Source organism: Limnohabitans sp. (assembly GCF_044361645.1).
Taxonomy (GTDB): domain Bacteria; phylum Pseudomonadota; class Gammaproteobacteria; order Burkholderiales; family Burkholderiaceae_C; genus Limnohabitans_A.
Map to the genome: position 1 here is coordinate 1 of NZ_JBIKIL010000113.1, position 11,952 is coordinate 11,952.

The window sequence follows — 11,952 nt, forward strand, 5'->3', positions numbered from 1 at the left end:
AGCGAGCGCGCCGAGGTGGACCCCAAAGTCTTCACCAAGATCAACATGCACTTCAGCGTCACCGCCAAAGGCGTGCCAGCCATGGCCGTCGAAAGGGCGATTGCCATGAGCCACGACAAATACTGCTCGGCCAGCATCATGCTGGGCAAAACGGCTGCGATCACGACCAGTTTTGAGGTGGTGGAAGTGGCATGAAAGCCAAAAAATAGGGAATTGCTTTCCATGAATTCGGAAAACCATGCGCGATCGAACCCTTGTGCAAGCCACTGGTCAAATCAGCCAGAACTTTCCCGTCTGGATGCGCACTGGGCCCTTTGACCAAACGCATGATCAAGGTGCCCAAACAAAAGACCTCGCCCTCAACACAGGCGAGCAAGGCATTTGCAGCCGCTGGGTATTTGGGCCAAACCGCCGGGCCAGGAGCCGTGCTCTGCCTCAGGCCGCGTGATGTGCCATTGACGGCCAGTCTCGCGTCCATGCCTATGGGCTGTTTGTAAGCGGCGTTTGCACCGCTGGACTTCAAATCCGGTGCGCCACCGTGGTCATCAATTTGGCAGCCGCTTGCATGAGGGATTTGACGGCTTGGGGCAACTCTGTGGCGCCCGCCCTCATGGCCATTTGCGCATGGGCGATTTCGTCGGCTTTCATTTTCAACACAATGGCGCGTGATGCCGTGTCTGCTTGGGGCAGCAAATCCATGTGGCTTTGCAAGTGCGCCTCGACCTGACGTTCGGTCTCCACCACAAAACCCAGGCTGACTTTGTCGCCCCCCAGTTTGCCTGCAGCGAACCCAATGGCAAAAGAGCCGGCATACCAAAGCGGGTTGAGCAAAGACGCTCGGGCGTTCAAATCTTGGAGCCGCTGGTGGGTCCAAGCCAAGTGGTCGGTTTCTTCACGACTGGCCTCTGACAACTGCGCACGCAGCGCTGGGTTGGTGCACGCCAAGCTTTGCCCGTTGTAAAGCGCCTGAGCACACACCTCGCCCACATGGTTGATGCGCATGAGCGCGCCAGAGGTGCGGCGTTCGCTGTCGGTCAGCTGCAATTCGGCCATCGAAGCTGCAGGGTTGGGGCGACTGGCGCGGGGCTCGGCCCACAGTGTGCGCAAAGCACTGTCGGCAGCTAATATCAGAGCGTTGATCATCGGCCTAGTTTACCCATCCCCTTCACGGGCGTGCCGAGCCCAGGCTTTTTGGCTTGACCTCGCTTGTTTAAAAATGCGCATCGAGCCGTCATGTTTTGCATTGACAGCAGAAGCTAACTTGTTGGAATTGTTAATTAAAATGCTAATTTAAAAATTGAAGTTGTCAAAATGGCGCGAGCCCTGTTGCAATGTAGCAACGAACCCAGGCTTATTTCTTCAATTCCCTTTGAATTGCCCGAGGCCTCTGGTTCAATTGCTTCAACTTTCCGGTATCGGAGGTTGGCTCAGGTTCCAAACAAGGCGTTCAACGCCTGTTCTTCCCGGGCTCTTTTTTTAACCTTGGAGAAATTTGCAATGAAAAAAACTCTGATTGCTCTGGCTACATTGTCAGCTGTTACTGGCACCGCTTTTGCTCAATCCACCGTGACCATGTCTGGTGTCCTCGAAGTGGCTCCTTTCAGCAGCAGCAAAAACACTGTGGGCGCTGAGACAACCAAGTCCAGCCGCACAGCACAACACAACACCTGGTCAACATCGGTGTTGAACATTTCTGCCGTCGAAGATCTGGGCGGTGGTTTGAAAGCCTCGGCCGTGATGATTTCTGGTGTGGGTGACGGCTTTGCGGCACGTGAGCGCACTTTGGGTCTGTCTGGTGGTTTTGGTGCACTGCGTTTTGGTCGTTTTGTGCCCGCGCCCATCTCTGGTTTCCACGGTTTCTCGGGTGCTGGTTCTGCCACATTGGTAGGCAGCAGCTACGGTTTGATCACTGGCGGTACCGCTGCAGCGCCAAACGCTATTCACGGCCAAGCACTTGCTGAAACAAACATGGAGCGTCAAGACAACGTGCTCCAGTACACTTCGCCCAGCTTCAGCGGCCTGACAGTGAACCTCAACATCGTCAACAACACCAGCGATAGCGACTTGGCTGCCAAGGCTGGCAAGGCTGCTACAACTCAAAACGGTCTGCATGTGGGTTACAGCAATGGTCCATTGGGCTTGGGTCTGGCAACCAACCAAGCAACTGTCAAAGCTGAGGCTGCGACCACCGCTGCTGCTGCTGCAACCGAGTTGAAGTCGACTGTCAACTGGATCGGTGCATCGTATAACTTTGGCGTGGCCTCGGTGTTTGCAACCAACGCAACCCGCAAGTCCAAATTGGGCGGTGCAAATGCTGTTGATGTCAACCTGATGTCTTTTGGTGTTTCCGCTCCGGTGGGCCCAGTGACACTGCGCGCCTCAACATACTCTGGCAAAGACAAGCGTTCGGCAGCAGCCAGCGACAACTTCAAGTTGTCGGGTTACCAGGTCAGCGCCAACTACGCACTGAGCAAGCGCACGTCCTTGATCGCTGCCACCGGTACCAACGACATCAAGCGTGACTCTGGCAACACAACGGGTGCTCTTCGTAAAGCGCAAGGCACGACTCTGACTGTCAACCACACTTTCTGATGCCGGGCCGTGGCAACACGGCATGGAATTTAGAAACGACAACCCACCGTGGCAACGCGGTGGGTTTTTTTAATGGCTGATTCAATTGCAAGGCTCAACGTGATCATGCAAACAACAACTGAAACTAAAAGAGCTGACCCAAGCGTTGGGTCAAGGTTTTTCTGAAATTGGGGCCGGTGGGTAGCAGCCAAAGCAAGCGAACATTCTTTTGCCGCGCTGCGCTCGCAATGACGCAAGAATTGTCACTGCGAGGAGCGAAGCGACGTGGCAGTCTATGGATTGCCACGCTGCGCTCGCAATGACTCCAAAGTTGTCACTGCGAGGAGCGAAGCGACGTGGCAGTCTATGGATTGCCACGCCGCGCTCGCAATGACGCCAGAATTGTCACTGCGAGGAGCGAAGCGACGTGGCAGTCTATGGATTGCCACGCTGCGCTCGCAATGACGCCAGAGTTGTCACTGCGAGGAGCGAAGCGACGCGGCAGTCTATGGATTGCCACGCTGCGCTCGCAATGACGCCAGAATTGTCACTGCGAGGAGCGAAGCGACGTGGCAGCCTATGGATTGCCACGCTGCGCTCGCAATGACGAATCCATGATGCTCGCAATGACGAATTAAAAAATCGCACCAGTCCGGTGCGCGACAAAGCCATTAAGGGCTTTCCCTCTACCAAAAACAGGCGCAAATGTTGCATAGTTGTAGACTGATCAACTCTCAACAAAAGTGTGGCCATGAACAAAACCTATTCTCAAGCCGTGATGACCAAAAGCCTGACCGCCGCTTTGCTGCTGGCCGGTGTTGTGGGGGCCGGAGTGGTGCACGCCAAACCTTTCAAGTGGACCAGTGCCAGCGACATTCCTACGCTCGACATCCATTCACAAAACAACGCTTTGGGCAATGGCGTGCATGCGGCCATTTTCGACTCGCTGGTTTACTACAACAGCAAGACTTTTAAAATTGAGCCCCGTCTGGCCACCGCTTGGCGCGAGGTCTCGCCCACGCAATACCGTTTCAATTTGCGCAAAGGCGTCAAGTTCAGCGACGGCTCGCCCTTGACGGCCGATGACGTGGTGTTTTCGCTGGACCGTGCGCGCGCCAAAACTTCCAACTTCAACGTGTACGCGCAGGGCATCAGCCGTGTGGTCAAAGTGGATGCCGACACGGTGGACATCATTTTGGCGGGCCCTAATCCGGTGTTGATCAACCAACTCACCGAGCTGCGCATCATGAGCAAAGTTTGGGCCGAAAAAAACAAGTCCTTGGAGCCCAAGGACATCAAGACCAAAGAAGAAAATTTCGCCCACCGCAACGCCATGGGCAGTGGTCCCTTCATGGTCAAAGAGTGGCAGCCAGACCAGCGGCTGGTGCTGTCCAAAAACCCCAACTGGTGGGGCTGGGCTGGTGCCGCCACCAACGTGACCGAAATCATTTACACGCCCATCAAAAACGAAGCCACGCGCGCAGCGGCCTTGTTGTCGGGTGAGATCGACTTTGTGCTCGACCCCAGCCCCCAAGACTTGGGCCGCATGCGCAACAACGCCAACCTGAAAGTGATCGACGGCATTGAAAACCGCACCATCTTTTTGGGCATGGACCAGCACCGTGACGAGTTGCCGGGCTCGAACGTCAAGGGCAAAAATCCGCTCAAAGACGTGAAAGTGCGCAAGGCGCTTTACCAGGCCATAGACATCGAGACCATTCACCGCGTGACCATGCGCGGCTTGTCGCAAACCACCGGTGCCCTGGTGGCCCCCCAGGTCAACGGCTGGACCAAGGCGGTGGACACGCGTTTCCCCTATTCGTTGGACGCGTCCAAAAAGTTGCTGACAGAAGCCGGGTATCCCAACGGTTTCGAGGTGGACTTTGCCTGCCCGAACAACCGCTACATCAACGACGAAGAAATTTGCCAAGCTATCACGGCCATGTGGTCCAAAGTGGGGGTCAAAGCCAAGCTGCGCACCCAGCCCTTGGTGACCTACTTCCCGATGATCCAGCGTTACGAAGCCAGCATTTACATGCTGGGTTGGGGTGTGCCTACATTTGATGCGCTTTACAGCTTGCAATCGCTGACACGCTCGGTGGGCACTGGCGGTGATGGCAACTACAACGTGGGCCGTTACAGCAACCAGCGCATGGACTACATCGTGGACCGCGTGAAGACCGAGACCGATTTGCCTGTGCGCAACCGACTGCTGACCGAAGGCCTGCAGTTGCAAAACGACACGGTGGCGCACATCCCTTTGCACAACCAAGTCATTCCCTGGGCCATGAAGAAAAACATCGACGTTGTGCACCGTCCTGACAACCGCCTCGACTGGACGCTGATCAAGGTCAATTGATGCTCGCTTTCATTTTGCAGCGGCTGATTCAGGCCGTGATTGTCATGGTCACGGTCGCCTTCATCGCGTTTTTGTTGTTTCAGTATGTGGGCGATCCGGTGGTGTTTTTGCTGGGGCAAGACGCCACCAAAGCGCAAATCGATTTGCTGCGTTCCGACCTGGGCCTTGACCAGCCCTTTTTTGTGCAGTTTGGCCACTTTTTGGTCAATGCGGTGCAAGGCGAGTTTGGTCTTAGCCTGCGGCAAGGGGCCAAAGTGTCGCGTTTGATCGCCGAGCGTCTGCCTGCCACCTTAGAGCTGGCCTTGGTGGCGGGTCTGATGGCCTTGGTCATCGGTATTCCCATGGGGGTGTATGCGGCGCTGCGCCGAGGCACTTGGGCCAGCCAGTTCATCATGACGGTGTCCTTGCTGGGGGTGTCATTGCCCACTTTTTTGATCGGCATTTTGTTGATCTTGGTGTTCGCCGTCATGCTCGGTTGGTTCCCCAGCTTTGGGCGGGGTGAGGTGGTGCAGATGGGGTGGTGGTCGAGCGGTTTGCTCACGGCCAAAGGCTGGCACCACATTGTCTTGCCAGCGGTGACATTGGCGATTTTTCAACTCACTTTGATCATGCGTTTGGTGCGCGCCGAAATGCTGGAGGTGCTGCGCACCGACTACATCAAGTTCGCCCGGGCAAGGGGCCTGTCCAACCGCACCATCCACTTTGGGCATGCGCTCAAAAACACACTGGTGCCGGTGATGACCATCACTGGCCTGCAGTTGGGTGGCCTGATCGCCTTTGCCATCATCACCGAGACGGTGTTTCAGTGGCCCGGCATGGGCTTGCTGTTCATCCAGGCGGTGACCTTTGCCGACATCCCGGTCATGGCGGCTTACCTGTGCCTGATCGCGCTGATTTTTGTCGTCATCAACTTGGTGGTCGATTTGCTCTACTTTGTGGTCGACCCGCGCCTGCGCGTGGGCAAGCCCGGGGGGCATTGAGCATGGGCGCTTCCTTGCAGTCCGTGTTGGGGCGTGGCGCGGCCTTTGCGCGCATCGCCCAATTTCATCCCGAGCTGACGGCGTTCAGGCGTGACTTGCATGCCCATCCCGAGTTGGGTTTTGAAGAGGTTTACACCTCGGCCCGCGTGGTCGATGGCCTGAAGGTCTGCGGCGTGGACAGCATCGTCACCGGGATGGGCAAAACCGGCGTGGTCGCCTTGGTGCACGGCCAAGGCCGATCTGCCCACAACCCGGGCCGCATGATCGGCCTGCGCGCCGACATGGACGCGCTGCCCCTGACCGAACACAACGAATGCAATTGGCGCTCGGCCACACCCGGACTGATGCACGGCTGTGGCCACGACGGCCACACCGCCATGCTCATGGGAGCAGCACGCTATTTGGCCGAAACCCGGCGCTTTGACGGCACCGCCGTGCTGATCTTTCAGCCCGGCGAAGAAGGCTATGCCGGTGCCCGCGCCATGATGCAAGACGGCTTGTTTGAGCGCTTTCCCTGCGAAAAAGTGTTTGCCCAGCACAATTCACCCGAAACGCCATTGGGCGTGATCGGCATCACGCCCGGCCCGATGCAAGCCGCCGTCGACCGCATCGCAATCCGCATCATCGGCAAAGGTGGCCACGGTGCCCGGCCGCACCAAGGTGTAGACCCGGTGCTGGTGGCGGCACACCTCATCACCGCCGTGCAAAGCGTGGTCTCACGCAACCTGTCGGCATTTGAACAAGCGGTCATCAGCATCTGCTCCATGCAAGCCGGTCACCCAGGCGCGATGAGTGTGATCCCCGGCGAGGCCACTTTGGTGGGCACTGTGCGCACCTACAGCGAGCGTGTACAAGACCAAATCGAAGACCGCTTGCGCGCACTGTGCAGCGGTGTGGCACAAGGCTTTGGGGCTGCGGCTGAGCTGAGCTATGAGCGGGTTTACCCCGCCACCATCAACACCGTGCCCGAAGCCCACTTTGCCTGCGACGTGGCGGCGACTTTGGTGGGCGAGGACAAAGTGTGGCGCGACATGCTGCCCAGCATGGGCGGCGAAGATTTTTCTTTCATGCTGCAGGCCAAACCCGGCGCCTACATCCGCATAGGACAAGGACTGCCACACGGCCCAGGCCCACACCCTCTGCACAACAGCAGGTACGACTTCAACGACGACATCCTGCCATTGGGCGCGGCCTTGCACGCCAGTTTGGTCGAACACGCCTTGCCCTTGGCACCCCAATTCAGCAACCCATGAAGACAGGTCTCGCCTCAAGGCCAGTCGCCCTTCAATGCGACTTTGCCAAGCCTTCGTCACCGCACGGCGCTGATTTGTCACTGCAAGGAGCGCAGCGACGCGGCAGTCCATGGATCGCTTCGTGCCTCGCGATGACGGGAAACTGGGTGGCGGTGACGGGAAACTGCCTCGCGATGACGGTAAAACATTCGTCACTGCGAGGAGCGCAGCGACGCGGCAGTCCATGGATCGCTTCGTGCCTCGCGATGACGGTAAAACATCCGTCACTGCAAGGAGCGCAGCGACGTGGCAGTCCATGGATCGCTTCGTTCCTCGCGATGACGGGAAACTGGGTGGCGGTGACGGGAAATTGCCTCGCGGTGACAGACAAATTACCGTCACTGCGAGGAGCGCAGCGACGCGGCAGTCCATGGATCGCTTGTCTTGGCATTCAAACTTTAAACACCTCAACGATTTTCAGCCCTTTTCATTGACCAGGAGACCTTTATGACGACTCGTTCTTTTCAACGTTCATTGACCGCTTTGGCGCTTGCCTCAGTCTTGGCCATGGGCAGCGCCCATGCGGCCACGCTGCGCGTTGCCAACCAAGGCGACGCCTTGTCCATGGACCCGCACTCGCTCAACGAGTCGCTGCAGCTGAGCGTGACCAACAACGTTTACGAGTCCTTGGTGGGCGTGAGCAAAGACCTGAAGTTTGAACCCGGACTGGCATCGTCTTGGAAACAGACTTCGCCTACAGTGTGGCGCTTTGAGTTGCGCAAAAACGTGCGCTTTCACGATGACACGCCGTTCACGGCCGATGACGTGGTGTTCTCGATCAACCGCGCCGCCGGCGAAGGCTCTGACATGCGCAGCAACACCAACGACATCAAAGAAGTGCGCAAAATCGACAGCCACACCATCGAAATCGAGACCAAGGCCCCGTTCCCCATCTTGCCCAACGTCTTGTCGACCGTGTACATCATGAGCAAAAAATGGTGCGAGGACAACCAAGCCACCCGCCCGGTAGACCGTCGCAAGGGCATTGAAAACGCCGCCTCTTTCCGTGCCAACGGCACAGGCCCTTACCGCCTGCGTGAGCGCCAGCCCAATATCCGCACCACCTTTGTGCGCAACGGCAACTACTGGGGCAAGATCGAAGGCAACGTGAACGAGGTCATCTTTTCCGTCATCTCCAATGACCCCACCCGCGTGGCCGCCCTGTTGTCGGGTGAGATCGACGTGATGGAGCCCGTGCCGGTGCAAGACGTGCCCCGCATCAACGCCAGCCCCAACACCCGCGCTTTGGTGGCGCCCGAGTTGCGCACCATCTTTTTGGGCATGGACCAAAAGCGCGACGAGCTGCTGTACTCCAGCGTGAAGGGCAAAAACCCCTTCAAGGACAAGCGCGTGCGCCAGGCTTTTTACCAAGCCATCGACATCGAAGGCATCAAGCGCACCGTGATGCGCGGTGCCTCCAACCCGACCGCCCTGATGGTGGGCCCGGGCATCAACGGCTTCAACCCCGAGTTGAACAAGCGCCTGCCCTACGACCCCGAAGCCGCCAAGAAGTTGCTGGCTGAAGCCGGTTACCCCACGGGCTTCACCATCGACATGAACTGCCCGAACGACCGCTATGTGAACGACGGCCAAATCTGCGAAGCCGTGGCCGCCAATCTGGCGCGTGTGAACGTCAAGGTCAACCTCAAGGCCGAGACCAAGGGCACTTATTTCCCCAAAATCTTGCGCCGCGACACCAGCTTTTATTTGCTGGGTTGGACGCCCAGCACCTATGACGCCCACAACGCCCTCAATGCTTTGATGCGCTGTGTGGACGACAAAGGCGCTGGCCAATTCAACCTGGGGTCTTATTGCAACCCCAAGGTCGACGAGTTGATGATCAAGGTGCAAAGCGAGACCGACCAGGCCAAGCGCAACGCCATGATCCGCGAGTCGTTTGAGCTGCACGGCGCCGACATTGGCCACCTGCCCCTGCACCAGCAGGCCTTGGCCTGGGGCACCAGCAAAAAGGTCACCTTGGTGCAACGCGGCGACAACTACATGCCGTTCAAGTCCATCTCCATCAAGTAATCCATGAACGCTTTGAAACGCTGGCTCAGCAGCGACGTTGCTTACAGCTTCCGCCAATCGCCTACGGCGATGGTGGCGGCGGGCATCGCCTTCGTGTGCCTTTTTTGTTCGGTCTTTGCCGGTTGGGTGGCCCCGCACAACCCCTTCGACTTGGCCACGCTGGAGCTGAGCGATGCGCGCTTGCCCCCAGCTTGGATGGAAGGGGGCACGTCCAAGTTTTTGCTGGGCACCGATGACCAGGGGCGCGACATTTTGTCGGCCCTGATCTACGGCTCGCGCATCTCCTTGGTGGTGGGCTTGTCCTCGGTGGTCTTGTCGGTGGTGGTGGGCGTGGGCCTGGGTTTGCTGGCGGGTTTCAAGGGCGGTTGGCTGGACGCGCTGTTGATGCGCCTGTGCGATGTGATGCTGTCGTTCCCCGCCATTTTGGTGGCGCTTTTGATCGCGGGTGTGGGGCGTGCGCTGTTTCCCAACGCGCACGAATCGCTGGCCTTTGGTGTGCTGATCATCTCGATCTCGCTCACGGGTTGGGTGCAATACGCCCGCACCGTGCGCGGCACCACCTTGGTCGAGCGCAACAAAGAGTATGTGCAAGCCGCGCGCGTGACCGGCGTGCAGCCACTGCGCATCATGGTCAAACATGTGCTGCCCAATGTCATGGGCCCGGTCATGGTGCTGGCCACCATACAAGTGGCCACGGCCATCATCACCGAAGCGACGCTGTCGTTTTTGGGGGTGGGCGCGCCGCCCACTTCCCCATCACTGGGCACCTTGATCCGTGTGGGCAACGACTATTTGTTCTCGGGTGAGTGGTGGATCACGATTTTTCCGGGGCTGATGCTGGTGCTGATCGCCCTGTCGGTCAACTTGCTGGGTGACTGGTTGCGCGACGCGCTGAACCCGAGATTGCGATGAGTCTTCTACAAGTCAAAAACCTGGTGGTGGAATTCCCCAGCCGCCACGGCACCCTGCGTGCGCTGGACGATATTTCTTTTGACATCGCACCCGGCGAAATTTTGGGTGTGGTGGGCGAATCGGGCGCGGGCAAATCGCTCACAGGCGCTGCCATCATTGGCCTGCTCGAACCGCCAGGCCGCATAGCGGGTGGGCAAATTTTGCTCAAAGGCGAGCGCATCGACCACTTGAACAACGACCAAATGCGCCACATCCGTGGCCGCCAAATTGGTGCGATTTTTCAAGACCCCCTGACCTCGCTCAACCCGCTGTACTCCATCGGCAGGCAGCTGACCGAAACCATTTTGGCCCACCTGCCCGTCAGCCCCCAAGAGGCACGCCAACGCGCCATCGATCTGCTCAAAGACACCGGCATCTCGGCCGCCGAAGAGCGCATCGACCACTACCCGCACCAGTTCTCGGGCGGCATGCGCCAGCGTGTGGTGATCGCCTTGGCCTTGGCGGCCGAGCCGCAACTCATCGTGGCCGATGAACCCACCACGGCGCTGGATGTCTCCATCCAAGCGCAAATCATTGGCTTGCTCAAAAAGGTCTGCAAAGACCGGGGCGCTGCCGTCATGCTCATCACCCACGACATGGGCGTGATCGCCGAAACCTGTGACCGCGTGGCTGTGTTGTACGCCGGGCGCGTGGCCGAAATTGGCCCGGTACACCAAGTCATCAACCAACCGGCCCACCCTTACACCGCAGGCCTGATGGCCTCGATCCCCGACATGGACAGTGACCGCGAACGCCTCAACCAAATCGACGGTGCCATGCCGCGCTTGAACGCCATCCCGCCAGGTTGCGCCTTCAACCCGCGCTGCCCCCAAGCCTTTGACCGCTGTCGCCAAGAGCGGCCCAACTTGGTGCAGGCCGGGCAAACCCGAGCCGCTTGCTGGCTGCACGATGGGGGCGCAGCATGAAAGCCTCCCAGCCCCTGGTCGTGGCCCACGACTTGGCCAAAACCTTTGACGTGTCGGCCCCTTGGCTCAACCGCATGATCGAGCGCAAGCCGCGTCAGATGCTCAACGCCGTGGACGGCGTGAGTTTTGAAATTGAGCGTGGCAAAACCCTGGCCCTGGTGGGCGAGTCCGGCTGCGGCAAAAGCACCGTGGCCCGCTTGCTGGTGGGCCTGTACGAGCCCACACGCGGCGGCCTGAGCTTTGACGGGCAAGACGCACACGCGGCGTTTAAGTCAAAAGACGCCAAGGCCATGCGCCAACGCATACAGATGATTTTTCAAGACCCCTATGCCAGCCTGAACCCACGCTGGACGGTCGACAACATCGTGGGCGAGCCGCTCAAAGAGCACGGCCTGATCAGCGACGCCGAAGAACTCAAAGCCCGTGTGGCCGAATTGCTCAAGTCGGTGGGCCTGTCGCCGCTCGACATGGTCAAGTACCCGCACCAGTTCTCGGGCGGGCAGCGCCAACGCATCTCGATTGCCCGCGCCTTGGCCACTGCGCCTGAGTTTTTGGTGTGCGACGAGCCCACCTCGGCGCTGGATGTGAGCGTGCAGGCGCAGGTGCTCAACATCATGAAAGACCTGCAGCGCGAGCGCGGCCTGACCTATCTGTTCATCAGCCACAACCTGGCCGTGGTGCGCCATGTGAGCGACCAAGTGGGCGTGATGTATTTGGGCCGGCTGGTCGAGTTGGCCGACAAGCACACGCTGTTTGGCAACCCACAGCACCCCTACACCCGCATGTTGCTCGACGCGATCCCCAAGATGCACGACACCGGCCGCGCCCGCACCCCGGTGCAA

The 11,952-nt window shown here is 58.8% G+C and carries 9 protein-coding genes and 1 pseudogene; 9 read left to right on the plus strand and 1 reads right to left on the minus strand.

Features of this window, described 5'->3' with window-relative positions; translation table 11 throughout:
- Window positions 1–195, plus strand: a pseudogene (locus ACIQ39_RS15405) (osmotically inducible protein C); the annotation flags it as partial.
- Between the two features lie 324 nt (window positions 196–519).
- On the opposite strand, the gene coq7 reads toward ACIQ39_RS15405, so the two are convergent.
- The gene (gene coq7, locus ACIQ39_RS15410) at window positions 520–1,143 is read right to left on the minus strand and encodes a 2-polyprenyl-3-methyl-6-methoxy-1,4-benzoquinone monooxygenase (protein ID WP_396435489.1); all 624 of its coding nucleotides are present in this window, start codon (window positions 1,141–1,143) and stop codon (window positions 520–522) included.
- Window positions 1,144–1,311: 168 nt separating this feature from the next.
- Between coq7 and ACIQ39_RS15415 the strand changes: the two genes are divergently transcribed.
- From ACIQ39_RS15415 to ACIQ39_RS15450, 8 genes are all read left to right on the plus strand, one after another.
- Entirely contained in the window at window positions 1,312–2,592 is a 1,281-nt protein-coding gene (locus tag ACIQ39_RS15415; protein WP_396435490.1) for a porin, read from the plus strand.
- Window positions 2,593–3,322: 730 nt separating this feature from the next.
- Window positions 3,323–4,930 (plus strand): ABC transporter substrate-binding protein, encoded by a 1,608-nt coding sequence (locus tag ACIQ39_RS15420; RefSeq protein ID WP_396435491.1) that lies wholly within the window; start codon window positions 3,323–3,325, stop codon window positions 4,928–4,930.
- Window positions 4,930–5,910, plus strand: a complete 981-nt coding sequence (locus ACIQ39_RS15425) for an ABC transporter permease (RefSeq protein ID WP_396435492.1) — start codon at window positions 4,930–4,932, stop codon at window positions 5,908–5,910. Before ACIQ39_RS15420 ends, ACIQ39_RS15425 begins: the two co-directional genes overlap by 1 nt.
- A gap of 2 nt (window positions 5,911–5,912) precedes the next feature.
- A complete protein-coding gene (locus ACIQ39_RS15430) occupies window positions 5,913–7,163 on the plus strand; it encodes a M20 aminoacylase family protein (RefSeq protein WP_396435493.1) in 1,251 nt (416 codons plus the stop codon).
- A gap of 546 nt (window positions 7,164–7,709) precedes the next feature.
- Complete coding sequence (locus ACIQ39_RS15435; RefSeq protein WP_396435497.1) at window positions 7,710–9,233, plus strand: ABC transporter substrate-binding protein; 1,524 nt, start codon at window positions 7,710–7,712, stop codon at window positions 9,231–9,233.
- Between the two features lie 3 nt (window positions 9,234–9,236).
- On the plus strand, window positions 9,237–10,145 hold the full coding sequence (locus ACIQ39_RS15440) for an ABC transporter permease (protein ID WP_396435494.1): 909 nt from the start codon (window positions 9,237–9,239) through the stop codon (window positions 10,143–10,145).
- Entirely contained in the window at window positions 10,142–11,110 is a 969-nt protein-coding gene (locus ACIQ39_RS15445) for an ABC transporter ATP-binding protein (RefSeq protein WP_396435495.1), read from the plus strand. Before ACIQ39_RS15440 ends, ACIQ39_RS15445 begins: the two co-directional genes overlap by 4 nt.
- Window positions 11,107–11,952, plus strand: an 846-nt coding sequence (locus ACIQ39_RS15450; protein ID WP_396435496.1) for an ABC transporter ATP-binding protein, incomplete at its 3' end; no start/stop codon positions are given. The genes ACIQ39_RS15445 and ACIQ39_RS15450, both read left to right, overlap by 4 nt.